The organism is Streptomyces odonnellii (genome assembly GCF_000981895.1).
Classification (GTDB): domain Bacteria; phylum Actinomycetota; class Actinomycetes; order Streptomycetales; family Streptomycetaceae; genus Streptomyces; species Streptomyces odonnellii.
Genome location: NZ_LATD01000096.1, coordinates 13,799 through 40,662 on the forward strand (window position 1 = coordinate 13,799; position 26,864 = coordinate 40,662).

Genomic DNA, 26,864 nt, shown 5'->3' on the forward strand with positions numbered 1-26,864 from the left:
CGGCCGCGAGTCAAGTGCCGGTACGGGCACGTTCCGCCGTTCGGGTGAAAACCCGGAAACCCAAAGGAATTTCAGCCGGGTTTCCGGCCTGATTCCAACGGTGTTCCCGAAGGGGATACGGGCCGCTCCCGCAGACATGCGGAACGTGTCGGGCGGACGCTCAGGGCGTATGCGGAACCGCGGAGAGCAGTGGCGCGGAAGGCACCGCGGAGACCGACACCGAGACACTGGGCCCGACCGGACCCGGCTTGTCGATCCCGCTGCTGGCGGGCTGCGGCACCTGGTCGTCGCGGCTGCTGGAGGCGCCGCGGTAGACGGCGGTGAAGGCCAGCGCGACCATCCCGACGCCCATCAGCAGCGCGAGCAGCCAGGCGACCGGCCGGTGCCAGCGGGCGGTGCCGCGGTACGGGCGCAGAGCGCCGCCATGGCGTCCGTACGGGCCCGAGAAGCCGTCCGGGTCGTCGGGGTCGTACTCGCCGTCGTACGGGTACTCACCGCCGTACACGCCGTCCCGGCCGTACAGCTCGTCCTCTGGCGGTCCTCCGCCGGCCCTCGCGCGGGCCGCCTCGGCCTCCGCGCGCGCCTGGGCGGCGGCGAGCAGCCGCTCGACTGCGGAGGGTTCATGGACGGGTGCCGACCGGACGAAGTCCTCGTCGAACACCACGGAGGCGAACTCCTCGTCCGAGCCTCCGCGGTCGTCGTCGGGCTCCCGGCCGTCCGGGAACGGCCTGCCCCCCACGTCGTCCGGCACCTCTTCAGAGTAGACCTGGGCCGCCGTTTTGGGCAGGCCGAGTCCGAACTCTCCCAGCTTCGTTCACCACACCCGCCCCGCCGGTCACCGCGGCCCCACCGGCCCCGGCCACCGGGCGGGCGCCTACCGGATGTGGCCGTCGCCCGTGACGATGTACTTGGTCGACGTCAGCTCGGGCAGCCCCATCGGGCCCCTCGCGTGCAGCTTCTGCGTGGAGATCCCGATCTCGGCGCCGAAGCCGAACTGGCCGCCGTCCGTGAACCGTGTGGACGCGTTCACAGCGACCGTCGTGGAATCGACCAGCCGGGTGAATTGCCGGGCGGCGGCCTGCGAGGTGGTGACGATCGCCTCCGTATGGCCGGACGACCAGAGCCGGATGTGCGCGACGGCCGCGTCCAGCGAGTCCACCACCGCGGCGGCGATGTCGTACGAGAGGTACTCGGTCTCCCAGTCCTCCGCGGTGGCCGCCACGACCCGCGCCTTGGATCCCTCCGCGTACGCCAGCACCCGCTCGTCGGCGTGCACGGTCACCCCGGCGTCGGCGAGCGCGTCCAGCGCGCGCGGCAGGAACACCGCCGCGATGTCCTGGTGGACGAGAAGGGTCTCGGCGGCGTTGCAGACACTGGGCCGCTGCGCCTTGGAGTTGATCAGGATCTCGACGGCCATGTCCAGATCGGTCTCGGCGTCGACATACACATGGCAGTTGCCGGTGCCGGTCTCGATGACGGGCACGCTGGACCCCTCGACGACCGTACGGATCAGGGAGGCGCCGCCGCGCGGGATCAGTACGTCGACGAGTCCGCGGGCCCGCATCAGCTCCTGTACGGACTCCCGGCCCTCGCCCGGTACGAGCTGGACGGCGTCCGCGGGCAGTCCGGCGCCGCCGACGGCGTCGCGCAGCACCCGGACGAGTGCCGTGTTCGAGGAGCGTGCGGAGGACGAACCCCGCAGCAGGACGGCGTTGCCCGACTTCAGACAGAGCGCGGCGGCGTCGACGGTGACATTGGGGCGGGCCTCGTAGATGATCCCGACCACCCCGAGCGGCACCCGGACCTGACGCAGATCGATCCCGTTCGGCAGCGTCGAGCCGCGGACGACCTCGCCGACCGGGTCGGGCAGCGCCGCCACGTCCCGTACGTCCGCGGCGATGGCCCGTACCCGTTCGGGGGTCAGGGTCAGCCGGTCGATGACCGCCTCGCTCGTCCCGGCCTCCCGGGCGCGGCCGAAGTCCTCGGCGTTGGCCGTGACGATCTCGTGCGTACGGACCTCCAGCGCGTCCGCGATCGCCAGCAGTGCGTCGTCCTTGGCCGCGCGCGGCAGCGGCGCGAGGTCTGCGGCCGCCGCGCGGGACCGGTAGGCGGCCCTGGCGACCGGGGAGAGGTTGTCGTACGGCGAAAGCGAGGTCATGCCCGCAGGGTAGTGCGACTCCTGCGGGCATTCCGCTCGTATTCCGTACTCCGAGACACTTCCGAAAGCGCTTCCGGCCATCGCGCGCGGACACCGGAACCCGGCACCGGGCCGGGACGGACGGCCGCGTACGAGGTCAGGCCGCGCAAGTGGCCGGAGCCGGAGTCAGAACGGATGGACGCCCACCGGAGCCGCCGGGGGCGGGCCGTATCCCTCCGCGATCCGCAGGTGGTAGGTCTCGCGGTCGATGACCTCGAGGCCGACGATCTCCCACGGCGGCAGCTTCGCGCTCGACCGGTGCTCGCCCCAGAGCCGCAGCGCCACCGCGGCGGCGTCGTGCAGATCCCGGGCCTCCTCCCAGTAGCGGATTTCCGCGTGGTCGTTGGCGTACCGGCTCGTGAGCAGAAACGGATGGTCATGGGCCAGCTGTTCCAAGCCACGCCGGACCTCCGTCAGCGGAGCCTCGGCACCCGAGACGCTGAGCGTGATGTGCCACAGTTTCGACACCGCCCGGCCCTCCCCGCGGGCATCCCTTCTCGATACGGCCTCCCGCTGTCGCTCTCCGTCGAAGTCTTCCCCCGCTTCGACGCTGGTCAGGGCCCTTTCCTGTGCCGTGGCCCTGCGGGCATGGGCACTGCCCCCGGTCCCTCGGGGCGCCGCCCCCGGGCGCGCTCGTCTCACCAGCGGCCTCCTGTTGCTGCGTCGTCGTGCTGATCCCCGCCTGATACCCCTGAGACAAAGTTGACCAGTCCCGGGCGCGGCATGGGGTGCTTTTGGTAAAGGTCCCTGTTCAAAGGCAGTAGTTTCAGCCGTTCCAGGGGACGGTCACAAGTGCAGGATGACCAGATCGTCCCTGTGTACGACTTCCCGCTCATAGGCCGGACCCAGTTCGCGGGCCAGATCCCGGGTGGAGCGGCCGAGGAGCTGGGGGATCTCCTTCGCGTCGAAGTTGACGAGTCCGCGGGCGACGGCGCGGCCCTCGGTGTCCCGCAGCTCGACCGGGTCCCCGGCGCTGAACTCGCCCTCCACGGAGGCGATCCCGGCCGGCAGCAGTGAGGTGCGCCGCTGGACGACCGCCCGTACGGCGCCCTCGTCCAGGGTGAGCGCGCCCTGCGGGGCCGAGGCGTGCGCGAGCCAGAGCAGCCGGCCGGCGGAGCGGCGGCCGGTGCGGTGGAAGTACGTACCGGTGTCGCGTCCCGCGAGGCCGTCCGCGACCCGGCCGGCCGAGGTCAGGACGACCGGGACCCCGGCCGCGGTGGCGATGGCGGCGGCCTCGACCTTGGTGACCATGCCGCCGGTGCCGAGGCCCGCCTTGCCGGCGCTGCCGAGGGAGACCCCGGACAGATCGGCGGGGCCGCGCACCTCGGCGATCCGGGAGGTGCCGGGCCTGCTGGGGTCGCCGTCGTACAGACCGTCGACGTCCGACAGCAGGACGAGCAGATCGGCCCGTACGAGATGGGCGACAAGAGCGGCCAGCCGGTCGTTGTCGCCGAACCGGATCTCGTCCGTGGCAACGGTGTCGTTCTCGTTGACGACGGGCACGGCACCCATGCCGAGGAGCTGGTCCAGGGTGCGGTAGGCGTTGCGGTAGTGGGCCCGCCGGCTGGTGTCGTCCGTGGTGAGGAGCACCTGCCCGACCCGTACGCCGTACCGCGCGAAGGAGGCGGTGTAGCGGGCGACGAGCAGCCCCTGCCCGACGCTGGCCGCGGCCTGCTGGCGGGCCAGGTCCCGGGGGCGGCGTACGAGGCCGAGCGGCGCGAGTCCGGCGGCGATGGCGCCGCTGGACACCAGGACGATCTCCTTCTCGCCGCCCCTCCTGACCTGGGCGAGTACATCGACGAGGGCGTCGACGCGGTCGGCGTCCAGGCCTCCGGCGGCGGTGGTGAGCGAGGAGGAGCCGACCTTGACGACGATGCGCCGGGCCCGCGCCACCACCCCGGCCCGCCCGGACGGCTCGGGCTGATCCGTCGGCTCGGGCCGGTCCCCGGTCTCCGGCTGCCCCGTCAGCTCCGCCCCCGCCACGTCCGACTCCAGCCGCTCTGGCCGCCCCGCCGCGTCCTGCCGTGCCGCTGCCACGTGCTCTGCCTCTGCTCTCACACCGCGTGCTCTCGCGCCGGCTCACCGCGCGCGCTGCCGGAGGCCCGCGCCCGGCAGGCCTCCCGTCCGGTCAGCGTACGCGGGCGGCGCCCCCGGGCGGCGGGCCTTTTCAGTGGGTGGGACGGCCCGCGCGTACGCGCTTCGACCGATCAATCCACGCCACCGCACAACCGGATGCGGGTGACGACTGTCTTTCAGGTGTAACAACAGGAGGGAAACATCGTCCTCCGGGCGGGGATAGGCTGACCGTCGGCAGCGCCCCTCGCTCCGCCGACGGCGGCGCCCTCTTCCCCCCGTGTCGCACGCCGGGCAATCACACACGAGATGGGCCACCAGTAAATGCCAGTTAAAGTGAGCGTCGTCATTCCGGTTTACAACCCGGGTAAGTACATCGACCCCTGTGTCGATTCACTGCTGGCCCAGACGCTGCCGGCCGCCGACTTCGAGGTTCTCTTCGTCGACGACGGCTCCACCGACGACTCCCCCGCCCGGCTCGACAAACTGGCGGACGAACACCCTCACTTCCGGGTGATCCACATCCCCAATTCCGGCTGGCCGGGAAAGCCCAGGAACATCGGCGTGTCCGAAGCGCGCGGCGAGTACGTCCAGTTCGTCGACCAGGACGACCATCTCGCCTCCGACGCCCTGCGGCGGCTGTACGAGATGGGCCACCGCAACGGCTCCGACATCGTGATCGGCAAGGTCGCGTCCAATTTCCGCGGCGTCCCGCACGGGGTGTTCAGGACGAACCGCGAGAAGTGCGATCTGACCAGTGCCCCGCTGTACGACAGCCTCACCCCGCACAAGATGTTCCGTACGGAGTTCCTCCGCGAGAACGGCATCGCGTACCCCGAGGGCAAGCGCCGGCTGGAAGACCAGCTTTATATGATGCAGTCGTATTTCCCGGCGAAAGTGGTGTCGATCCTCGGGAATTACACCTGCTACTACTACTCGAAGCGGGACGACGGCCAGAACGCCGGATCGGCCAAGCTCGTACCGACCGGCTACTACGGCAACCTCCGCGAGGTCCTCCAGGTCGTCGTCGACAACACTGAACCGGGTGAATTCCGGGACCGGCTGCTGCGCCGCTTCTACCGCGTGGAGATGCTCGGCCGGCTGAGCGAGCCGGGTGTGCTGAAGTTCACCCCTGAGTACCTCGACGAGATGGTCGACGCCATCCGCCCGCTCGTCCGGGACTTCATCACGGACGGCGTGCACGAGGGACTCGGCTCGCTGACCCGGCTGCGCTCCACCTTGCTGCGCGCCGACGACCGCGAGGGGCTGATGCGGATCGCCCGCTTCGCCTCCTCGGTCAAGGGCGCGGCCCGGCTCGAGGACTTCGCCTGGGAGTCCGACGGCAGGATCGCGCTCTCGCTGACCGGCCGGCTGGTCCATGGCGAGGACCATGAGCCGCTGCGCCTGATCCGCCGCGACGGCCAGTACTTCCTGCACCCGGACATCACCGAGGGGCTGCTGCCGACCGGTGAACTCCTCGATGTCACGGACGACATGGACGGCTTCAAGGGCGAACTCTCCCTGCGCAACCGCGAGACGGCCGTCGAGTGGCCGTGCCCCGTCGACTTCAGCGCGGAGATCGAGAAACTGCCCGGCAACGGCACCGGCAACAGCACGGCCACGGGCACGGCGACGGGTATCGAGGGCGAGAGCTACGAGGTCGTGCTGCGCGGCCGCGGCCATGTCACCAGCGAGGCGGTCAAGGGCCGGGGCAGGGTCTCCCGCGGCTTCTGGGACGTCTGGGTGCCGCTGCGCGGCCTCGGTCTCGTACGGAAGGCCCGGCTCGGCGCCGACCGTGCCCCGGGCGTGGACGCCAAGTGCCTGCCCGCGGTGCTCGGTTCGCCCGCCCGCCCGGTCGTCCCGTACTTCACGGACCCGTACGGCAATCTCACCCTCGATGTCGCGGGCCGCGCCAAGAAGATGGCCACCTATCTCGCGGACCGCCCGGTCCTGCGGATGCCCGGCGGCACTCCGGAGCTGCGCCTCGATGTGTTCACCGGCGCCAAGTCCGGTCCCCGGGCCGTCGAACTGGTGCTGACCGGCCAGGACGACTCCATCAGGACCCTGGGGGCCACGCTCCGCCCCGACCACGGCCGGGCGCATCTCGCCGTCCCCGCGCGCGTGGCGGACCTGCCGGCCGGGACGGTACGGCTGTCCGTACGGCTGGACGGTCCGAAGGGGCCCGAACTGCCGCTCTGCGAGGCCCCCGTGGGCAGCGGCGGCCGGATCCGGCTGGACCAGTCCGGTCTGCCGGCCGCCGACCCGGCGCTCGTACGGGTGGTCGCGGTGCAGCGCCGCAGGGCGACCCTGCGCCGGGTGCTGCGCTCGGCGGGCGGGCCGATCGTACGGCGCCTGCCCGCCTCGGCGCGGAAGAAGGTACGACGCCTCGCGGCCCGCTTCTGATCCGCCCGCGCACCTCGCCCCGCGCAGCCCGCCCCGCGCACCTCGTCTCGCGCCCCGCGCACCGAGCGGGCCATGAGAACGAACACCCCGCACCAAGAACGACAAGGACGTGATCACATGCGGCAGCTTTCGGTCGAAGGCGCCTGGGTCCAGGAACCGAAGGTCTTCCCGGACAGCCGTGGCAGCTTCCACGAGTGGTTCAAGGCCGCCGACTTCACCGGCGCGGCCGGCCATTCCCTCCATCTCGCCCAGGCCAACTGCTCGGTGTCCAGCCTCGGCACACTGCGCGGTATCCACTTCGCCGATGTGCCGCCCGGCCAGGCCAAGTACGTGAAGTGCGTACGGGGCGCGGTGCTGGACGTCGTCGTGGACATCCGCGTCGGCTCCCCCACGTACCGGCGGTGGGAGGCCGTACGGCTGGACGATGTGGACCACCGCGCCGTCTACCTCGCCGAGGGGCTCGGCCATGCCTTCATGGCCCTGACCGATGACGCGACCGTCGTCTATCTCTGCTCCGAGGGGTATGCCCCTGGGCGCGAGCACGGCGTCAACCCGCTGGACCCGGCGCTCGCGATCGAGTGGCCCGAGGGCATCACCCCGCTGCTCTCCGACAAGGACGCGGCGGCCCCGACGCTCGCCGAGGCCGAGGCCTCGGGCCTGCTGCCCCTGTACGCGGACTGCCGGGCGTACGCGGCCAAGCTGGCCGCCCGCGGCTGACGGCAGGCGCGTACGCGCACACGGAAGGGCCCGGGCGATCCAGGATCGCCCGGGCCCTTCCGGATCCGGCATACGGACCTCTGCCGGTCTCAGCCGGTGATCGCCTCGATCTGCTTGCGCAGCGGCGCGAAGGCCGACCGCGAGCGCCGCAGGTTACGGGCGCGCGCCAGCCCCGTCCAGAACCCGGCCCGGAGCAGCGCCTCGGGCCGTACCGCGTTCTTGCGGACCAGCACCTCGTCCGGGACCTTCTGCGGGTCCGGCACGACATACTCCTCGATGATCTTGTCGTACTTGTCCTTCAGCACCGTGCTCTCCGGGTTGGCGCCGAAGATGGCCACCACCCCGGTCGGCTCTGTGTCGACGTCGACGACCAGCAGATCGGGGCGGAAGCGCCGCAGCACCTGCGCGACCTTGTAGACATCGCCGGCCCAGAACTTGGTGTGCCGGTCACGCGCGGCCTCGTCGACATCGCGCGGCAGCATGTCGTCCAGGACGATCACGCTGGACCAGCGGGAGTGCTTCTCGACGTTCATGAAGTCCCGCAGCGCGAACTCGAAGAGATGCATGCCGTCGATGAACGACATCTCCAGCTTCGGTTCGCCGCCGAGGAGATTGACCGGGTCACGGCGGGCCAGCGCGCGGAACGGGTTGCGGCCGTTGCGCAGATGGATCAGAGGATCCTTGCGGGCGAAGAAGTCGTCGCTGGTGGCCTTGACCAGATGGACATCGCAACTGATGTCCGTGACGACCCGGAACGCCGGGTCGACAGCCACCGACGGAACCCGGGACAGTGCCAGGCTGCGCCCGTCATTGACCCCGATCTCCAGATAGTTGCGGGGTTTGTACACACGGTGCAGTTGGCGCAGGAAGCCGTGGCGATCCACGTAAGGGGCCCTTCACTGAGAATCAACAACGTAGGGATTGATTCTCAGTGAACTTAGTGGGTACAGATGTTGTCCGTAAACATCTACCGGCCGGTAACACCCATTCGGCGGCCCGCCGCCTGCCCATGGCCCTGGGCCTGTCCGCGCTCCGCCGCCACCAGCGCCGGAAACGCCTCCTCCAGCGCCTTCCGCCAGTCCCGGATCGGTTCGATGCCGAGGGGCTTCCACCGCTCGTGCCCCAGCACGCTGTACGCGGGCCTGGGCGCCGGCCGTACGAAGGCCTCACTGGTGGTCGGACGGACCCGCTCCGGGTCCGCGCCCAGCAGCCGGAAGATCTCCCGGGTGAGGCCGAACCAGCTTGTCTCGCCGCCGCTGGTGCCGTGGTAGATGCCGGGCTCCGCCGCCCCCACGAGGGCCGCCTGCCCCAGCCGTACCAGCCGGTCCGCGAGATCCGCGGTCCATGTCGGCTGGCCGCGCTGGTCGTCCACCACGTCGAGAGTGTCCTTGACGGATTCCAGCTTGATCATCGTACGGACGAAGTTCCCGCCGCCCGCTCCGTACAGCCAGGCCGTACGGACCACATAACCGGTCTCCGGCAGGGCGGCGAGCACCGCGCGCTCCCCGGCCAGCTTGGTGCGGCCGTAGGCACTGCGCGGCGCCGTCGGGTCGTACTCGCCGTACGGGGTCCGGCCGTCCCCCGCGAAGACATAGTCCGTGGACACCTGGATCAGGATCGCGCGGGAGGCCGCGCAGGCCTCCGCGAGGACCTGCGGACCGGTGCCGTTGACCGCCAGCGCCTCGGTCTCCTTGGCCTCGGCGTCGTCCACGGCCGTCCAGGCCGCGCAGTTGACGACCACGGCCGGCGCGTGTGTCTCCATGGCGGCGCGCACCGAGCCCGGGTCCGTGATGTCCAGAGCGGTACGGTCCGGACCGGCCGCGCGCTCTCCGGCCACGGCGAGCCGCGCCAGCAGATCGCGCCCCAGCATCCCGCCGGCTCCGGTGACGAGCCAGCCGCCCGGCCGGCCGCTCACAGCGCCGCACGCCCCTTCAGCGGCTCCCACCAGGCGCGGTTGTCGCGGTACCACGCCACGGTCTCCGCGAGACCGACGGCGAAGTCCTTGCGCGGCTCGTACCCCAGCTCCGTACGGATCTTGGCGCAGTCGACGCTGTAGCGGCGGTCGTGGCCCTTGCGGTCGGTGACGTACTCGACGCTGGTGTCCCAGTCCGCTCCGCAGGCCTCCAGCAGCAGCCCGGTCAGCTCCTTGTTGGACAGCTCCGTGCCGCCGCCGATGTTGTAGACCTGCCCGGCCCGGCCCTTCGTACGGACCAGCTCGATGCCCTGGACATGGTCGTCGATGTGCAGCCAGTCCCGGACATTGCCGCCGTCGCCGTACAGCGGGACCTTCTTGCCGTCCAGCAGATTGGTGATGAAGAGCGGGATGACCTTCTCGGGGAAGTGGTGGTGCCCGTAGTTGTTGGAGCAGCGGGTCACCCGCACGTCCAGGCCGTGGGTGCGGTGGTACGAGAGGGCGATCAGGTCGCTGGACGCCTTGGCCGAGGAGTACGGCGAGTTGGGCTCCAGCGGATGCGTCTCGGGCCAGGAGCCCTCGTCGATCGAGCCGTACACCTCGTCGGTGGAGATGTGCACGAAGGTCTTCACCCCGGCGCGGTGCGCGGCGTCGATCAGGGTGTGGGTGCCCACCACATTCGTACGGACGAACTCGGCGCCGCCGTCGATGGAGCGGTCCACATGTGACTCGGCGGCGAAGTGCACCACCTGGTCGTGCTCGGCCATCAGCTTGGCGACCAGCTCGGCATCGCAGATGTCGCCCTGGACGAAGGAGAATCCCGGGTGGCCACGGACCTCGTCGAGGTTGGCCGGGTTGCCCGCGTAGGTGAGCTTGTCGAGCACGGTCAGCTCGATGTCGCCGGGGCCCTGGGGGCCCAGCACCGTACGGACGTAGTGCGAGCCGATGAAACCGGCACCGCCGGTCACAAGGATCCTTTGGGTCATGAGGAGATCTGCACCTTGCTGTGGTCGCCGAGGACGAGTCGGTGGGCGGACGGATTGCGGGGGGCGGGGGTGATCTCGACATCGCGCCCGATCAGCGAGGCCTCCACCCGGCGCACACCGGTGAGGGACGAACCGCGCAGGACGATGGAGTACTCGATCTCGCTGTCCTCGATCCGGCAGCCCTCGGAGACCGAGGTGAAGGGACCGATGTAGGCGTCGCTGATGACCGTGCCCGCGCCGATGATCGCGGGTCCGACGATCCGGCTGCCGGTGACCCGCGCGCCCTCCTCGATCCTGACCCGCCCTATGATCTCCGTCGCCCCGTCGACCCAGCCGTCGCGGCAGGGCTCGACGGTCTCCAGCACCGAGCGGTTGACCTCCAGCATGTCGGCGACATTGCCGGTGTCCTTCCAGTACCCGGAGATGGTCGTGGAGCGGACGTCGCGCCGCTGGTCGATCAGCCACTGGATGGCGTGGGTGATCTCCAGCTCGCCGCGCCAGGACGGCTCGATGGAGCGCACGGCCTCATGGACGGCCGGGGTGAAGAGATAGACCCCGACGAGCGCGAGATCGCTCTTGGGCTTCTTCGGCTTCTCCTCCAGGGCCACCACCCGTCCCGCCGCGTCGAGTTCGGCCACGCCGAAGGAGGTCGGGTTGGGGACCTTCGTCAGCAGGATCTGGGCGTCGGGCCGGTCCCGGCGGAAGCCGTCCACCAGACCGGTGATGCCTCCGACGATGAAGTTGTCGCCCAGGTACATCACGAAGTCGTCGTCGCCGAGGAAGTCGCGGGCGATCAGCACGGCGTGCGCCAGACCGAGCGGCGCGTCCTGCTGGAGGTAGGTGACCTTTATGCCGAAGCGCGAGCCGTCGCCGACCGCCTCGCGGATCTCCTCCGCGGTGTCGCCGACGATGACGCCGACCTCGGTGATGCCCGCCTCCGCGATGGCTTCGAGGCCGTAGAAGAGCACGGGCTTGTTCGCCACCGGTACGAGCTGTTTCGCGGACGTGTGCGTGATGGGGCGCAGACGCGTGCCTGCCCCACCGGACAGTACGAGAGCCTTCACATTCCCTATCCCATGCTGAGATTTCGGTGCTGTCCGGCCATCGCCCGACGGCATGATTTTACCTGCGATTTCCGGCGTGGCCGCTCGCCGTACACCTTGACCGGCCGACGCGGCGCCTGTGTCGTTACGACGAGGGCACCGCGTACCGGGTCCGCACCCGGGTCCGTACGCGCCTGGCCAGCCGGAAGAACAGCGATCTTCGCCGGCGTGCGGTCCTGGGCGCCTCGATGCGCTCCAGGCCGGGTCTGCCCACCCAGTCGGGCACGGTGACCTCGTACGAGGCGTCCTTGAGGCCCGTGCTCCGGTCCCCGAAGTGCGGGAAGGCGAGATACGGGGTACGGGCGCGGCCCCTGCGGACCACCTCCGGCCTTGCCTCGGCCTTGATGAAGGCGAGCATGTCCCGGAGCAGATCGATCCGCCCGAGTGCCACGCACTCCAGCCGCAGCCGCTCGGAGACCTTGATGCGCCGGGCCACTGCGGGGGTCCAGTGGCGGGCCATCAGGGGTGCGGCCAGCTCCATCTTGTGCCGCTGGACCGCCTCGGACTGCTTCATCAGCCCGTGCCCGAACTGCTGGATCAGTCCGACCGTGAAGGGCCTGACCATTAATCGGTCGCGCTTGGGACCGGCCGGCACCAGATCGGCGATCAGCGCCATCAGCGCCCCCGTGGCCTCGAACCGCAGGGCGTAGCTGCCGGTCCTGGTCACATGCTTGCCGTCGTCGCGGCCGACCAGGTAGTAGCAGGTGTAGTCGGAGATCACCGAGACGCCCCGGCCCCGGATGTACGCCTCCATGGTGAAGAGCGCGTCCTCGCCGGTCTTGAGGGTCTCGTCGAACCGCAGATTCAGCCGTTCGAGCAGTTCGCGCCGGAACAGCTTCTGTGCGCTGAGGGTGAAGATCACCTGCGAGCTGTAGATGTCCACGCGGTCCGCCGTGCGGTTCCACATGGATCCGGGCGCGCCCCTGTTGACGCCCACGATCTTGCCGAGCACCACATCCGTACCGGCGCGGTCGGCCATGCCCACCATGCGCTCCAGCGCTTCCTCGCCGAAGTAGTCGTCGGCGTCGAGGAAGAAGACGTAACGGCCGCGGGCCAGGCCGAGGCCGACATTGCGCGGACCGCTGGGGCCGCCCGAATTAGCCTGCCGTACCACCCTGGTCGGGATGGCGCTCCTGGCCGCGAATTCCTCCAGGTACTCCCCCGTGCCGTCGGTCGAGCCGTCGTCGATGGCGACGATCTCGATACGGTCGGCGCCCAGTGTCTGGGCCTCCACCGATTCCAGACAGCGGATCAGATAAGGCATCGCTTCATATGCCCCGACGATCACACTTACATCGGGAACTGACTTATCGTTCATCAGAATTCAAGACAATCGTCATCGGATGTTGGTTGTCTTGTCACGATCGCCAGTATGCGTGATGCGCGTCACAGTGGGCGTCCGGCGCGCCGGGGCGGTGCTCAACTCCCGTACGGAAAAGGCCCGGCAGCGCGCCCGAAGGCGCCCTGCCGGGCCGGGGCCATGTTCCGGAGCCCCATCTGCCGTGTATGGCCGGGGGGTTAGCCCCGTACGGCCGGTGTCGCGGCCTCTTCCGGCCCCGCCATCCGCTGTTCGACTCCCGTGTTGCGTGCCTGCGCCTTCGCCGCCAGCGCGCGTGCCGCCGCGTTGAAGCGCTCGATCGACGAGGGCTCGTCGGGGCCGAGCAGATAGCGCTTCAGCTCGCGGCGGTCGGCCGCCAGCCGGTCGGCCGCCGGATCGGCCACCGCGGCGAGCAACTGGCCCAGTTCCGCGGCGCTGTTGGAGAGGATCACGGCCGCCCGCACCGCGGTGTTCTGCCGCTTGAACTCCTCGGCGCCCAGACCCGCCGAGTCGGTCACCGCGTACGGCTTGCCGCTCGCGATGAAGTCCGACACCACGCTGGAGATGTCGGAGACCATCGCGTCCGACTCGTTGAAGCAGTCGTAGAGCCGGGGCTCGGAGCCGCCGATGACACGGTGCTCCCACCAGCCGAAGGAACGCCAGTACGCGCCGTTCCACTCGTCCCGCAGCCGGGTCAGCTCGGCCAGCCGCGCCGGGTCGGCCTTGGCGTCGCGCGACTCCTCCGCCTCGTCCCGGCTCGCGTCGGCGACCGCGGACAGCGCGGTCAGCCGCGCCTCGATACGGGTCAGCTCCGCCCGCGCCGCCGTGCGGTCGGCGCGGAGCTCGGCGGCCCGCTCGGCCCAGCGGGCGTCGGTGGCACGCTCGGCGGCGGCCTTCTCCACCAGCGCGACGATCCGCTCGTGCGCGGCCTTCGCCTTGGGGCTGCGGGTCCCGGTGAAGGGGTGCGGTTTGTAGAGCACCCGAACGGGTGGCTCCGCGGTCAGCAGCGCCTTGACGATGTTCTCGCCGGCCGCCACCAGCGAGGTGTTGCCGGGGCTGTCGTCCCAGCCCTCCCAGGTGGGGGCGTAGAGCACGGTCGGAATCGGGTTCGTCGAAACGCCGCCGCCGGCGCCGGTCCCGGTGCCGCCCGCCGGGCGGATCGGGGCGAGCTGCGGACGGCCCACCTCGACGATGTCCTCGTCCCGCACCCCGACGTCCGCCAGCGCGTACCGGTCGCGCCCGGCCCGGCCCGCGGTCCACACCTCGTCGTACGCCTTGCTGAACGGGTTGACGCTGGCGAGCTTGTCGCTGTCGCCGTGCCCGATGAAGACATGCCGCATGGTCGGGACGCGCAGCATATGGATGTTCTTGCCGACATTCGCCGCGTACAGCGCGACCCGTACGGTCGACAGGTCCAGGTTCATCAGATGCACCCCGCCGGGCACACACAGCACCGGCACGGCCGTCGGCCCGAGCTGCTGCGCTATGACCCGCTCACGCAGCACGATCAGCGGCCGCCCCTCCAGCTCGCCCATCGTCTCCAGCCACATGTTGACCTGGTACGCGGACTCCTTGGAGCCGGAGAAGTACAGCATCACGGTCGGCCGGTAGTCGGCCAGCCAGCCGTCCACCGCCTTGAGCACCTTCTCGGCGGGCGGTACGAGCCGGCTCGGGCGCAGATACGGCAGCAGTCCCATGACATAGCCCGCGGCCAGCACCACCGACAGACCGAGACCCACGAAGCCGTACAGGTTGTCCCGGGTCTCCAGCGTCACCAGCACCCCCACCATGGCGAAGACGTCCAGATGGAGCATCTTCTCGGCGGAGCGGTTGAGCAGCCAGCGCGGCGGTGCGTCGGGGATCCGCAGCGCGCCCAGGTCGATGTTGCGGGTGACCACGGGCAGCTTCCGGCGCAGCCTGAGCAGGGTGACGATCGCGCCGTGCGGGGCCTGGAGCCCGTAGAACGCCAGCACGGCGACCACGGTCACATAGAAGATCCGGTCCTCGCCGAGCCCCGAGCGCGCGACCAGCAGCACCAGCAGCATCTGCCGGATCAGAAAGCGGATCGACAGACCGGCGCGCACCTTGGCGAGCCGGTTCACCAGATAGCTGCCGCGCCGGTGCAGAAAGGTGTCCGCGAGATAGGTCACAGCGGCGGCCGCCGCGAAGAACCAGAGTTGGGGAAGTATCGCGGCGACCATCACGCACGGGAAGGAGATTCCCAGCAGAAGTGCGGCTGCCAGCTCTGCCCCGCTGCCCACACGGGCCAGGCGAATGGCTGTCGAAATCACGGAAAACCTGCTCCAGACCGCGGAAGAACGAGCAAATGGATAAACGGGAAAACGGGGATTATTTCACATCTTCCTGGCGGTCCAGTACGGCGGCGAGCGCCTGCTCGAAATCGGACGCCTCGGAGGCGCCCCGGGTCGGGTCCTGCTGCCGTACGTCGATGACATGGCCGGTCAGCTCGGACAGCAGCACATCGAGCGAGGTCCTGGCGACGGCCTCGGAGGAGAGCAACGATCCCTCGGGCTCCTGGCCGAACGCCCTGGTGCGCATCGGGGTGGCCGTGCGCTCGGGATTCACGCAATTGACCCGGATCCCGTCGGCCGCCCATTCGTCGGAGAGCGCCTGGGTGAGATTCACCATGGCCGCCTTCGTCGACGAGTAGAGGCTGTATTCGGCGCGCCCGCGCGTATAGCTGCTGGAGGTGTAGAGCAGGAGCTGGCCCTTGGTCTCGGCAAGGTATTTGTACGAGGCGCGGGCGATCTGCACCGGTGCCAGATAGTTGACGTTCAGCGCTTCCTGAATGGTGGTGTTGTCCGTCTCGGCCAGCTTGCCGATACGGAGCACGCCCGCGGTGTTGATCACGTAGTCGATACGGCCGGTCTCGGCATAGGCGCGGGAGAGCGCGTCGTCGACATGTTCCGGGTTCTCGACATGCGTACCGGTCGTGGAGCGCCCCAGCGCGTAGACCGCCGCGCCGAAGTCCTGCGCGAGCTGCGCGATGTCCGCACCGATGCCGTACGAGCCGCCGAACACGACCACGGTCCTGCCGGTCAGCAGCTCCCGGTAGGAGTCGTCCGAGGACTGCTGCGGGGCGGTGGCGGAGGCGAGCTGGAAGAGCTTGTCGGCGATGAAGACATCGACCGGCTGCGTCACCTTCATATTGAACTCGTCGCCCGCCACCACATGGATCGGCACGTCCGGCAGATACCTCAGCACCACCGAACAGTCGTCGGTCGCCTGGAAGTTGGGGTCACCGGCGGCGATCTCGTACGCCCTGCGGATGGTGGAGAGCTTGAACGCCTGCGGGGTCTGGCCGCGCCGCAGCCGGGACCGGTCGGGGACGTCCGTGATGAACTCGCCGTCCTCGCCGTGCGTACGGGTCACGATGATCGTGTCCGCGGACGGGATCGCCACATCCACGGCCTGGTAGCGCTCCAGCGCCTCCACACAGTCCTTGATCACATGCTGCGAGAGCAGCGGGCGCACGGCGTCGTGGAAGAGGACATTGCGGTCCTCGCCGTCCGCCAGACCCTCGCTGAGGGCCGCGATGGCGCGCTCGGTGGTCTCGTTCCGTGTCGAGCCGCCCTCGATGATCCTGCTGACCTTGGCGAGACCGGCCTTGGCGACGATCTTCTCCACGTCCGGCACATAGCCGGGAGCCATCAGCACGATGACATCGTCGATCGAGTCGCTCCGCTCGAACACCGACAGTGTGTGCTCGATGACCGCCTTCCCCGCGATCTTCAGCAACTGCTTCGGGATCGACAGGCCCACTCGCTGACCGGTGCCGCCCGCCAGGACGACGGCGGTGGTACGGGGCTTCGCGGGCGACGCGGGAGTTGCAGACACAGAACTGACCTACCTTGCGGGCTCAGAGGATGAGGCGATGGTCCCACCCGCGGCAATCCTCTCGCAAGGTGGACCACAGCCCAGCGACATCGGCACGCAACCCCTGATTCACCTGGGAACACTAGTACACCACTCTGCGTGCACCGAATTGCCGGACGGGTTATTCAAGCCCGTCCGGCGATTGAGGACAAACCCGACAACCGGCCGGGTCCGGTGAACGTAAGGTGTACGCCCGGTACGCGAAGCGTGGCCCGGGAGGGGTGCGCGCCTTAGAAGGGATGGAACGCGTCGTACTCCCGCTGCGCCTCGTCCCGCTCCGCGTCCCGGTCCCTGCGCCGCTGCGCGGCCGGCCTCGGCGCCTCAAGACGGTGGTCCTCGCCACGCCGTCCGAGCATCTCCGCGCCCGCCATCATCGTCGGCTCCCAGTCGAAGACGACCGCGTTGTCCTCCGCCCCGATGGCCACCCCGTCGCCCGCCTTCGCACCAGCCTTCATCAGCGCGTCCTCGACCCCGAGCCGGTTGAGCCGGTCCGCGAGATAGCCGACGGCCTCGTCGTTGTTGAAGTCGGTCTGGCGCACCCAGCGCTCGGGCTTCTCGCCGCGCACCCGGTAGATCCCGTCGTCCTCCAAGGTGACGGTGAACCCCGCGTCGTCGACGGCCTTCGGCCGGATGACGATCCGGGTCGCCTCTTCCTTCGGCTTCTCGGCGCGCGCCTGCGCGACGATCTCGGCGAGCGCGAACGACAGCTCCCTGAGCCCCGAATGGGCCACCGCCGACACCTCGAAGACCCGGTAGCCGCGCTGTTCGAGCTCGGGCCTGATCATCTCGGCCAGGTCCCGGCCGTCCGGGATGTCCACCTTGTTGAGGACGACGACCCTCGGCCGGCCGCCCAGACCCCCGTACTGCGTCAGCTCCTCCTCGATCACGTCGAGGTCGGTGACCGGGTCGCGGTCGGACTCCAGCGTCGCCGTGTCCAGCACATGGACGAGCACCGAGCAGCGCTCGACATGGCGCAGGAACTCCAGCCCCAGACCACGCCCCTGGCTGGCGCCCGGGATCAGCCCCGGGACGTCCGCGATGGTGTAGACGGTCGAACCGGCCGTGACCACGCCCAGGTTGGGCACGAGCGTGGTGAACGGATAGTCCGCGATCTTCGGCTTGGCGGCGGAGAGCACCGAGATCAGCGAGGACTTGCCGGCGCTCGGATAGCCGACGAGCGCCACATCGGCGACCGTCTTCAGCTCCAGCACGACCTCGCCCGCCGTGCCGGGCTCGCCGAGCAGCGCGAAACCGGGGGCCTTGCGCCGGGCCGAGGCCAGCGCGGCGTTGCCGAGCCCGCCACGGCCGCCCTCGGCGGCGACATAGGTGGTGCCCTGCCCGACCAGGTCGGCGAGGACATTGCCCTGCCGGTCGAGGACGACCGTACCGTCGGGCACCGGCAGGACCAGGTCCTGGCCGTCCTTGCCCGAGCGGTTGCCGCCCTCGCCGGGCTTGCCGTTGGTGGCCTTGCGGTGCGGCGAGTGGTGGTAGTCCAGCAGGGTCGTGACGGACTGGTCGACGACCAGGATCACATCACCGCCGTGCCCGCCGTTCCCGCCGTCCGGGCCGCCGAGCGGCTTGAACTTCTCCCGGTGTACGGAGGCGCAGCCGTGGCCTCCGTTACCCGCGGCCACATGCAGCTCGACGCGGTCCACGAAGGTGGTCATGGGGTGCCTCCCGTACGTACGTACATCTCTGACGCGTGCAACATGCGAAGGGCGGACCCGCTTCCCGGCCGGGAAGTGAGGTCCGCCCTCGCGAGGTGAAACGCTCCGCCGCGCAGTGCTGCCGAACAGCTCTGCCGAGCAGAGGAGAACCGCTCTACGGCTGCCGGATTACGCGGCGACCGGAACGATGTTCACAACCTTGCGGCCACGGCTGGTGCCGAACTCCACCACGCCCGCGTTCAGCGCGAACAGCGTGTCGTCGCCGCCACGGCCGACGCCGGAGCCCGGGTGGAAGTGGGTGCCGCGCTGGCGGACGATGATCTCACCGGCGTTGACGACCTGACCGCCGAAGCGCTTCACGCCGAGCCGCTGAGCGTTCGAGTCGCGCCCGTTCCGGGTGGACGATGCGCCCTTCTTGTGTGCCATGTCTCCTCAGTCCCTTACTTCGCGGCCGCGGGGATACCGGTGACCTTGATCGCCGTGTACTGCTGACGGTGACCCTGGCGACGGCGGTAGCCGGTCTTGTTCTTGTAGCGCAGGATGTCGATCTTCGCGCCCTTGTGGTGGTCCACGACCTCGGCCGTGACCTTGATGCCGTCCAGCACCCACGGGTCGCTGGTCACGGCGTCGCCGTCGACCACGAGCAGGGTCCTGAGCTCCACCGTGTCGCCGACCTTGGCGGTGGAAATCTTGTCAACCTCAACGATGTCGCCGACAGCAACCTTGTGCTGGCGGCCACCGCTGCGCACGATGGCGTACACGCGGATCTCACTCTCGCTCGGAACGGAACCCCTGATGCCAGCCGCCCACACGGGCCGGGGCCCATGGCGGTCCTGACAGGACGAGCGGCCTCCCCCGGAGTCCGGGAGGTGGGTGCTCAGGAGTGGGCGCGCACAGGAGCACGCCGAAGGTTCAGACTACGGGCCCGCCCTCGGGAGGGTCAAACCAGCCTCCTCGCACCGGACGGGACGGCCGTATGGGCCGTCCCGTCCGACGTCGAGCACACCTCCGTACGGCGTCCCGGACAGATCCGGGACGCGTCCGGGGCCTCAGTCCTCCGTGGTGGCGCTGACGCCCGAGGGCGTCTGCTGCTCCGCCGCCGCGGTCTTCTTGGCCGCCGACTTCGCGGCCGTCTTCTTGACCGTCGTCTTCTTCGCCGCGGCCTTCTTGGCCGTCGTCTTCTTGGCGGCGGCCTTCTTCGTGGTGGCCTTCTTGGCGGCGGTCTTGCGTGCCGTCTTCTTGGCCGGTGCGGACGCCTCTTCCGGGGCGTCCTGGGCACCCGCGTCCTGAGGCTCCGCCACGGACGACGTCCCGGCGGCCTCGTCGGACGTGCCGGCGACCTCGTCGGATCCCGCGGACGTGGCGCCCGACGCGGCCGAGGCCACCACCACGACCGCTCCGTCCTCCCCGCCCGACGGCGGTCCCGCCGGTGCGGTGACCTTGCGGGTCACCCGGCGCCGCGCCCGCGGCGGAGCCACGACCGGCGCCTCCTCGGCGACGGCCACGGGCGCCCCGGCCCCGGCCGCCTCGGCGGCCACCAGCTCGGACACCAGCTCAGGACCGGCCGGCGCGGGTACGGACTCGGGCGCGGGCAGCACCACCTCGGCCACCGCCGCCGCGTCCACGGCCTTCGGCGAACCGGCCGGAGCCGTCGCCTTGCGCGTGGCCCGGCGGCGCGTACGGGCCTTGGGGACCTCCGCCGCTTCCACCAGCGCCTCGGGCTCGGCCTCCGGTGCGGACAGAGCGGCCTCGACCTCGACAGGCGTCTCCGGCTCCACGGCCTTGGGCACGCCGGCCGGAGCGGTCGCCTTACGGGTGGCCCGGCGCCGCGAACGGCCCCGTACCGCCGCCTCCGCCTCGGCGACGCTGCTGTACAGCTCCTCGTCCGGAGCGAAGGCGGGCTCGGCCAGCGCGGCCGGAGCCGCCACCTCCGCCGCTACCTCGGCCTCGCTCTCCTGCTCGGTCCCGGTCTCCGCCACGATCTCCACGGGCTCGTGCTCATGGTCGTGCTCGTGGTCCGCACCGGCTCCGCCGCGACCGCGCTTCTTGGACCGCTTGCCGTTCCCGCCGCCACCGGCCGCCGTCGGCTGTTCCATGTGCACGATCACACCGCGGCCGTTGCAGTGGACACAGGTCTCGGAGAAGGACTCCAGCAGCCCCTGCCCGACCCGCTTCCGGGTCATCTGCACCAGGCCCAGCGAGGTGACCTCGGCGACCTGGTGCTTCGTACGGTCACGGCCCAGGCACTCCAGCAGCCGCCGCAGCACCAGATCCCGATTGGACTCCAGCACCATGTCGATGAAGTCGATGACGACGATCCCGCCGAGGTCGCGCAGCCGGAGCTGGCGCACGATCTCCTCGGCCGCCTCCAGGTTGTTCCTGGTGACGGTCTCCTCGAGATTGCCGCCCTGCCCGGTGAACTTCCCGGTGTTGACGTCGACCACGACCATGGCCTCGGTCTTGTCGATCACCAGCGAGCCGCCGCTGGGCAGCCAGACCTTGCGGTCCAGCGCCTTCATGAGCTGCTCGTCGATCCGGTACGTCGCGAAGACGTCGACCTCGCTCGTCCAGCGCGACAGCCGGTCGGACAGGTCCGGCGCGACATGCGTGACATAGCCGTGGATGGTCCGCCACGCCTCGTCGCCGCTCACGATGACCTTCGTGAAGTCCTCGTTGAAGATGTCGCGGACGACCCGGACGGTCATGTCGGGCTCACCGTAGAGAAGGGTCGGCGCGTTGCCGCTCTTCGCCTTCTTCCTGATGTCCTCCCACTGCCCCTGGAGCCGTTCGACGTCGCGGCGCAGCTCGTCCTCGCTGGCGCCCTCGGCGGCCGTACGGACGATGACGCCCGCGTCCTCGGGGACGATCTTCTTGAGGATGGTCTTCAGCCGCGCCCGCTCGGTGTCGGGCAGCTTGCGGCTGATGCCGGTCATCGAGCCCTCGGGCACATAGACCAGATAGCGGCCGGGCAGCGACACCTGGCTGGTGAGCCGGGCGCCCTTGTGCCCGATGGGGTCCTTCGTCACCTGGACGAGTACGGACTGTCCGGACTTGAGGGCGCTCTCGATCCGACGCGGCCCGTTGGCCATGCCGAGCGCCTCGAAGTTGACCTCACCCGCGTACAGGACGGCGTTGCGCCCCTTGCCGATGTCGACGAAGGCGGCCTCCATGGACGGCAGTACGTTCTGGACCTTGCCCAGATACACATTGCCGACGTAGCTGGTGGCCTGCTCCTTGTTGACGTAGTGCTCGACGAGCACATTGTCTTCGAGGACGCCGATCTGGGTCCGCTCACCGCTCTGGCGGACGACCATCACACGCTCGACGGCCTCGCGGCGCGCGAGGAACTCCGCCTCCGTGATGATCGGCACCCTGCGGCGGCCCTGCTCGCGCCCCTCGCGGCGGCGCTGCTTCTTGGCCTCCAGCCGGGTCGAGCCCTTGATGGACTGGACTTCGTCACCGCCGGAGCCGGCCTCGGTGTCCTTGCCGCGCCGCTCGCGCGGCTCGCGGACCTTGACGACCGTACGCTCCGGGTCGTCGCCGCCCGTGTCGGCCTCGGCCGCGCCGTCACCGCTGCGGCGGCGACGCCGACGGCGGCGACGGCTGCTGGACGAACCGCCGCCCCCGGACGACTCCGGTGCCGCGGCGCCCTCGTCCTCGTGCTCCTCGTCGTCGTTGTCGCTCTCGCGGTCCGTGTCCTCGGCGGCGGGCTCGTCCTGCTGCTCGTCCGTGGTCTCGTCGGCCTCGGCGGACTCGCCGCGGCGGCGGCGCCGGCCGCCCCTGCGGCGACGGCGCGAGGGACGGTCCTCGTACTCGTCGGAGTCGTCGCCTTCGGCGGACTGCTCCGCCTCGGCGCCGGACTCGTCCGGCTGCTCACTGAGCGTGTCCTCCACGGCCGGCGCGCTCTCGGCGGGCTCGGCGTGCTCGCCGCGGCGGCGGCGCCGACGGCGGCCGGACGGCTCCGGCGCGGCGGCCGGCTCGGGCGCCGAGGCGCTCTCGTGCACGGGGTCGTCGGCGTCGTCGGCGTAGCGGTCGTCGAAGTCGTCGACGGCCGGGTCGGTGTCGTACGTGTCGTCGTACGCGGGCCGGGCGGCGGCAGCGGCAGCCGCGGTCTCCGGCGTCTGGAACATCGGCTCGGTGAAGACCGGCGCCTGGAAGACGGCGACGGCGGGCCGGACGGCACGGCGGCGCGTGCGTTCGGGCGCCTCGGCCTCCTGCACCGCCGCGACGGCGGTCACCGGATCGGGCTCGGGGGCGGTCTCGGGCGCGATGACCCTGCGGCGCGTACGGCCACGGCCCGCGGCCTTCTCGGCGGCCCTGACCTGCTCCTCGTCGGCGCTGATCTGCGCAACCGTGTCCTGCGGCAGCCCCTCGCCCTGCTGGCTCGCGCTCACCTCGGCGCCCGGCGCACCTGCGGGCGCGGTGGCCCTGCGGGCGCGGCGGCGCGTACGGGTGACGGGCGCGGGCTCCTCGTTGACGGCCTCGGCGGCCTCGGCCTGCTCGGCGGCGGCCTCGGGAACGACGGTCCCGGCGGACTCGACAGCGGGCTCGGCGGCGGTGGGCTCGGTGACGGTGGCCTCGGGCGCGGTGGCCTTACGCGTGGCACGCCGCCTGGTACGGGCGGGGGGCGCCGGCTCGGCGGCGGGCTCCTCCGAGGCAGCGGCCTCAGCGGCCCCGGCCGGCTCAGCGGCCTCGGCGGTCACCTCGGGAGCCGCGCTCTTACGGGTCGCACGCCGCCGGGTACGCGGCGCGGCGGGCTCCGGCGCGGCGGGCTCCTCCTGTGCGGCAGCCTCAGCGGTCTCAGCCGGCTCGGTCGCGGCAGACGTCCCCGCACTCTCCGTGCTCTCCGTCGCGGTCACCTCGGGAGCCGGCGCCGTGACCTTGCGCGTCGCACGACGGCGCACCCGCGGCGGCGCGGGCTCCTCGACGACGACGGCAGCGGCAGCCGCCTCGGTCTCTTCGGCGTCCTCGGTCTCAGCGGGTTCCACGGCCTCGGCCGCCTCAGCGGCCGGTATGGCCGGCACGACCGTCTCGGCCGCGGTCACGGCCTCCGCGGCCTCGGCCCCGGCCGGCGGCCCGGCGGGCCGGGACGCGGCGCGGCGCCTGCGGCGCGGCGGCAGCGTGTCGCTGGGGGTGTCGTTCTGAACCGGCTGTTCGCTCTGGTCGCTCTGCGCCGGCTGTTCGGTCTGTTCGTTGTCGGTGGTGTCCCCGGGCGTCCCGGGTTCGATGGGCTCAAGCATGCGGGGGTTTCTCCCGTCACGCTCCCGGGCGCCGCGCCTGGTCCGGTCCGGCCGCGGCCCGCGCAGTGCGCGAATGCCGCCGTCCGGGGCGCGGGCGCCGCACGGGAGCTGTTATGTCTGGCTCGCCGGTTCCCTGCGCGCTGTACGCACGGCCTGGCGAAAGTCTTCTGGTCATCGCGCTGCCCGACCCAGGTGGCTCCCGAGTCCCAGGGCTGCGCTACAACGACCGCCTATGCGGAACCTGCACCTTCCGGCGCCTTCGCGGCGGCGAGTACGGCGGCCTCGGATGGGGCGGGCCGCACTGCCTCGCGGTCGGGCGCGAGCGGGTCGGTCACCGTGCCGGACTCCTCGTCGAAGAGCCCCTGCGCCAGCCTGGTCACCGCAGCGGGGACCGGCGGCGCCAGGTCGGCCACAGCTCGGAGACCGGACAGGACGTCGTCGGGTCGTACGGCGGGTGTTGCGTGCCGAACAACCAGGCGCAGTATCGCACAGGGCGCGTCCCCCGGCCTATCGGCCTGTGGACAACCCGCCTCCAGTGCGATCACGGCGGACCGTGCGTCGAAGGTCCGCAGACCGCTCTTCGTACGGCGCTCCACCTCGACCGACCCGGCTGCGAGGAACGCCGCCACGGCCCGCTCGGCCGCCTCGGGCTCGACCCCGTCCAGCCGCAGCTCCCACACGGAAGCGGTCAGCCGGTCGGCGAGCCCCGACGTACGGGCCTCGACGGCGTCGATGATGTCGAGCCCGGCCGGCAGCGACTCGTCCAGCAGCTCGCGCAGCCTGTCCGGGTCACGGGCCTCCGCCAGGGCGATCTCCAGGAACTCGGCCTCGCTGCCGGTGCCGGTGGGTGCGGCATTGGCGTACGACACCTTCGGATGCGGGGTGAACCCCGCCGAGTACGCCATGGGTACGTCGGCGCGGCGCAATGCCCGCTCGAAAGCGCGCTGGAAGTCACGGTGGCTGGTGAACCGGAGGCGGCCTCGCTTGGTGTAGCGCAGTCGGATGCGCTGCACCGCCGGTGCGGGCGGCGGACCTTCGGGCTGTCGCTTGCCCAGTGCTTCTTCTCCTCGGTGCGGGCGGTACGCGGTGACGCGCCGCCCTCGGACATGGGGGCCATCCCCCAGGGGACGATCGTTGTACTACCCAGAGTACGCGCACGGGCCCCCAGGAGTTCCCCAGGCTCGTCCCCCCTGCCCGCCCCGTACTGATGACGACCGACGGATGACGACTACGTGACGACCGTCAGCGTGACGACGGTCGGCTATGTGACGACCGTCGGTTACTTGACGACCGTCAGCGGCAGCAGCTTCTTGCCCGTCGGGCCGATCTGGATCTGCGTGTCCATCTGCGGGCACACACCGCAGTCGAAGCACGGCGTCCAGCGGCAGTCCTCGACCTCCGTCTCGTCGAGCGCGTCCTGCCAGTCCTCCCAGAGCCAGTCCTTGTCGAGACCGGAGTCCAGGTGGTCCCAGGGCAGGACCTCCTCGTAGGTGCGCTCGCGCGTGGTGTACCAGGCGACGTCCACGCCGTACTCCGGCAGGGCCTTCTCCGCGCAGGCCATCCAGCGGTCGTACGAGAAGTGCTCGCGCCAGCCGTCGAAGCGGCCGCCGTCCTCGTACACCGCGCGGATCACCGCGCCGACGCGCCGGTCGCCGCGCGAAAGCAGGCCCTCGACGATGCCGGGCTTGCCGTCGTGGTAGCGGAAGCCGATCGAGCGGCCGTACTTCTTGTCGCCGCGGATCTTGTCCCGGAGCTTCTCCAGACGCGCGTCGGTCTCCTCGGCGCTGAGCTGCGGCGCCCACTGGAACGGGGTGTGCGGCTTGGGCACGAAGCCGCCGATCGACACCGTGCAGCGGATGTCGTTCTGCCCGGAGACCTTGCGGCCCTCGGCGATGACCTTGACGGCCATGTCGCCGATCTGGAGGACGTCCTCGTCGGTCTCGGTCGGCAGGCCGCACATGAAGTACAGCTTCACCTGGCGCCAGCCGTTGCCGTACGCCGTGGAGACCGTACGGATCAGGTCCTCCTCCGAGACCATCTTGTTGATGACCTTGCGCATCCGCTCGGAGCCGCCCTCGGGCGCGAAGGTCAGCCCGGACCTGCGGCCGTTCCTGGTCAGCTCGTTGGCCAGGTCGACATTGAACGCGTCGACACGGGTGGACGGCAGGGAGAGGCCGATCTTGTCCTCCTCGTACCGGTCGGCGAGCCCCTTGGCGATGTCGCCGATCTCGCTGTGGTCGGCGGAGGACAGCGAGAGCAGCCCGACCTCCTCGAAGCCGGTCGCCTTCAGCCCCTTCTCGACCATCTCGCCGATACCGGTGATGCTACGCTCGCGCACCGGACGCGTGATCATGCCGGCCTGGCAGAAGCGGCAGCCGCGCGTACAGCCGCGGAAGATCTCCACGGACATCCGCTCATGAACGGTCTCGGCGAGCGGTACGAGCGGCTGCTTCGGGTACGGCCACTCGTCGAGGTCCATCACGGTGTGCTTGGACACCCGCCACGGCACGCCCGACCTGTTCGGTACGACACGGGCGATCCGGCCGTCCGGCAGGTACTCGACGTCGTAGAAGCCGGGGACGTACACCCCGCCGGTCTTCGCGAGCCGGAACAGGACCTCCTCGCGCCCGCCGGGCCTGCCCTCGGCCTTCCAGGCACGGATGATCTCCGTGATCTCCAGGACGGCCTGCTCGCCGTCGCCGATGACCGCGCAGTCGATGAACTCGGCGATCGGCTCGGGGTTGAAGGCCGCGTGGCCGCCCGCGAGGACGATGGGGTGGTCGACGGTACGGTCCCGGGCCGCGAGCGGAATGCCCGCGAGGTCCAGGGCGGTGAGCATGTTCGTGTAGCCCAGCTCGGTGGAGAAGCTCATCCCGAGGACGTCGAAGGCGGAGACCGGCCGGTGCGAGTCGACCGTGAACTGCGGGACCCGATGCTCGCGCATCAGCGCTTCGAGGTCCGGCCAGACGCTGTACGTACGCTCCGCGAGCACGCCCTCGCGCTCGTTCAGTACCTCGTACAGGATCATGACGCCCTGGTTGGGCAGCCCCACCTCGTACGCGTCCGGGTACATCAGCGCCCAGCGGACATCGCAGGAGTCCCAGTCCTTGACGGTGGAGTTCAGCTCGCCGCCCACATATTGGATCGGTTTCTGCACATGCGGGAGCAGGGCTTCGAGCTGTGGGAAGACCGATTCAGGCATCACAGATCTTTCGTGGACCGGGTGGGTGGACCGGGTGCGTTGACCAGCCGGCCGGACCGGGCGGACCGGCGGCGCTGGCCATCCAGCGTACCCCGGCACCACATCGGCCCCGACCCGTCGCCGAGCCCCGGCCCGGCCCCCCGCCGGGC

At 70.6% G+C, this 26,864-nt stretch carries 19 protein-coding genes; 2 read left to right on the plus strand and 17 right to left on the minus strand.

The window, feature by feature from the left end; genetic code table 11:
* Positions 1 to 160 precede the first annotated feature (160 nt).
* From WH07_RS10740 to proB, 4 genes are all read right to left on the minus strand, one after another.
* Positions 161 to 751, minus strand: coding sequence for an SCO2584 family spore wall biosynthesis protein (locus WH07_RS10740; protein WP_046498574.1), 591 nt, complete (start codon positions 749 to 751; stop codon positions 161 to 163).
* A 123-nt stretch (positions 752 to 874) separates the two neighbouring features.
* A complete protein-coding gene (locus WH07_RS10745; RefSeq protein WP_046498577.1) occupies positions 875 to 2,158 on the minus strand; it encodes a glutamate-5-semialdehyde dehydrogenase in 1,284 nt (427 codons plus the stop codon).
* A 165-nt stretch (positions 2,159 to 2,323) separates the two neighbouring features.
* Complete coding sequence (locus WH07_RS10750) at positions 2,324 to 2,839, minus strand: hypothetical protein (protein WP_046498580.1); 516 nt, start codon at positions 2,837 to 2,839, stop codon at positions 2,324 to 2,326.
* 144 nt (positions 2,840 to 2,983) lie between these two features.
* Positions 2,984 to 4,090, minus strand: coding sequence for a glutamate 5-kinase (proB, locus tag WH07_RS10755; protein ID WP_046498631.1), 1,107 nt, complete (start codon positions 4,088 to 4,090; stop codon positions 2,984 to 2,986).
* A gap of 516 nt (positions 4,091 to 4,606) precedes the next feature.
* Between proB and WH07_RS10760 the strand changes: the two genes are divergently transcribed.
* Together WH07_RS10760 and rfbC are read left to right on the plus strand one after the other, a co-directional pair.
* A complete protein-coding gene (locus tag WH07_RS10760; protein ID WP_232788815.1) occupies positions 4,607 to 6,673 on the plus strand; it encodes a glycosyltransferase family 2 protein in 2,067 nt (688 codons plus the stop codon).
* Between the two features lie 117 nt (positions 6,674 to 6,790).
* Entirely contained in the window at positions 6,791 to 7,390 is a 600-nt protein-coding gene (gene rfbC, locus WH07_RS10765; RefSeq protein WP_046498585.1) for a dTDP-4-dehydrorhamnose 3,5-epimerase, read from the plus strand.
* Between the two features lie 89 nt (positions 7,391 to 7,479).
* Here rfbC and WH07_RS10770 read toward each other — a convergent pair whose 3' ends face one another.
* The 13 genes from WH07_RS10770 to WH07_RS10830 all read right to left on the minus strand — a co-directional run bounded on the left by WH07_RS10770 (position 7,480) and on the right by WH07_RS10830 (position 26,718).
* Positions 7,480 to 8,274 (minus strand): O-methyltransferase, encoded by a 795-nt coding sequence (locus tag WH07_RS10770; protein ID WP_046498588.1) that lies wholly within the window; start codon positions 8,272 to 8,274, stop codon positions 7,480 to 7,482.
* 83 nt (positions 8,275 to 8,357) lie between these two features.
* Positions 8,358 to 9,305, minus strand: a complete 948-nt coding sequence (rfbD, locus tag WH07_RS10775; protein ID WP_079023128.1) for a dTDP-4-dehydrorhamnose reductase — start codon at positions 9,303 to 9,305, stop codon at positions 8,358 to 8,360.
* Positions 9,302 to 10,288, minus strand: coding sequence for a dTDP-glucose 4,6-dehydratase (rfbB, locus tag WH07_RS10780; RefSeq protein WP_046498592.1), 987 nt, complete (start codon positions 10,286 to 10,288; stop codon positions 9,302 to 9,304). The genes rfbD and rfbB overlap by 4 nt, the downstream gene beginning before the upstream one ends.
* Complete coding sequence (locus tag WH07_RS10785) at positions 10,285 to 11,352, minus strand: glucose-1-phosphate thymidylyltransferase (RefSeq protein ID WP_046498594.1); 1,068 nt, start codon at positions 11,350 to 11,352, stop codon at positions 10,285 to 10,287. Before WH07_RS10785 ends, rfbB begins: the two co-directional genes overlap by 4 nt.
* Before the next feature lie 124 nt (positions 11,353 to 11,476).
* A complete protein-coding gene (locus tag WH07_RS10790) occupies positions 11,477 to 12,709 on the minus strand; it encodes a glycosyltransferase family 2 protein (RefSeq protein ID WP_046498597.1) in 1,233 nt (410 codons plus the stop codon).
* A gap of 200 nt (positions 12,710 to 12,909) precedes the next feature.
* Positions 12,910 to 15,000 (minus strand): membrane protein, encoded by a 2,091-nt coding sequence (locus WH07_RS10795; protein ID WP_046498599.1) that lies wholly within the window; start codon positions 14,998 to 15,000, stop codon positions 12,910 to 12,912.
* Between the two features lie 58 nt (positions 15,001 to 15,058).
* Entirely contained in the window at positions 15,059 to 16,567 is a 1,509-nt protein-coding gene (locus WH07_RS10800) for a bifunctional cytidylyltransferase/SDR family oxidoreductase (protein WP_046498601.1), read from the minus strand.
* Between the two features lie 269 nt (positions 16,568 to 16,836).
* The gene (gene obgE / locus WH07_RS10805) at positions 16,837 to 18,273 is read right to left on the minus strand and encodes a GTPase ObgE (protein WP_046498603.1); all 1,437 of its coding nucleotides are present in this window, start codon (positions 18,271 to 18,273) and stop codon (positions 16,837 to 16,839) included.
* A 168-nt stretch (positions 18,274 to 18,441) separates the two neighbouring features.
* The gene (rpmA, locus tag WH07_RS10810; protein ID WP_046498605.1) at positions 18,442 to 18,699 is read right to left on the minus strand and encodes a 50S ribosomal protein L27; all 258 of its coding nucleotides are present in this window, start codon (positions 18,697 to 18,699) and stop codon (positions 18,442 to 18,444) included.
* A 14-nt stretch (positions 18,700 to 18,713) separates the two neighbouring features.
* On the minus strand, positions 18,714 to 19,034 hold the full coding sequence (rplU, locus tag WH07_RS10815; protein WP_046498608.1) for a 50S ribosomal protein L21: 321 nt from the start codon (positions 19,032 to 19,034) through the stop codon (positions 18,714 to 18,716).
* A gap of 288 nt (positions 19,035 to 19,322) precedes the next feature.
* Entirely contained in the window at positions 19,323 to 23,513 is a 4,191-nt protein-coding gene (locus tag WH07_RS10820; protein ID WP_046498611.1) for an Rne/Rng family ribonuclease, read from the minus strand.
* Between the two features lie 230 nt (positions 23,514 to 23,743).
* Positions 23,744 to 24,526: a TIGR03936 family radical SAM-associated protein gene (locus tag WH07_RS10825; RefSeq protein WP_046498614.1), complete on the minus strand. Its 783-nt coding sequence runs from the start codon at positions 24,524 to 24,526 to the stop codon at positions 23,744 to 23,746.
* 266 nt (positions 24,527 to 24,792) lie between these two features.
* Entirely contained in the window at positions 24,793 to 26,718 is a 1,926-nt protein-coding gene (locus WH07_RS10830; RefSeq protein WP_198533779.1) for a TIGR03960 family B12-binding radical SAM protein, read from the minus strand.
* Positions 26,719 to 26,864: the final 146 nt, after the last annotated feature.

Coding starts and splice junctions, on each gene's coding strand:
- rfbB (WP_046498592.1), bottom strand. CDS start 10,288: ATGACCCAAAGGATCCTTGTGACCGGCGGTGCCGGTTTCATCGGCTCG.
- obgE (WP_046498603.1), bottom strand. CDS start 18,273: ATGACCACCTTCGTGGACCGCGTCGAGCTGCATGTGGCCGCGGGTAAC.
- rfbC (WP_046498585.1), top strand. CDS start 6,791: ATGCGGCAGCTTTCGGTCGAAGGCGCCTGGGTCCAGGAACCGAAGGTC.
- WH07_RS10745 (WP_046498577.1), bottom strand. CDS start 2,158: ATGACCTCGCTTTCGCCGTACGACAACCTCTCCCCGGTCGCCAGGGCC.
- WH07_RS10820 (WP_046498611.1), bottom strand. CDS start 23,513: ATGCTTGAGCCCATCGAACCCGGGACGCCCGGGGACACCACCGACAAC.
- WH07_RS10790 (WP_046498597.1), bottom strand. CDS start 12,709: ATGAACGATAAGTCAGTTCCCGATGTAAGTGTGATCGTCGGGGCATAT.
- rpmA (WP_046498605.1), bottom strand. CDS start 18,699: ATGGCACACAAGAAGGGCGCATCGTCCACCCGGAACGGGCGCGACTCG.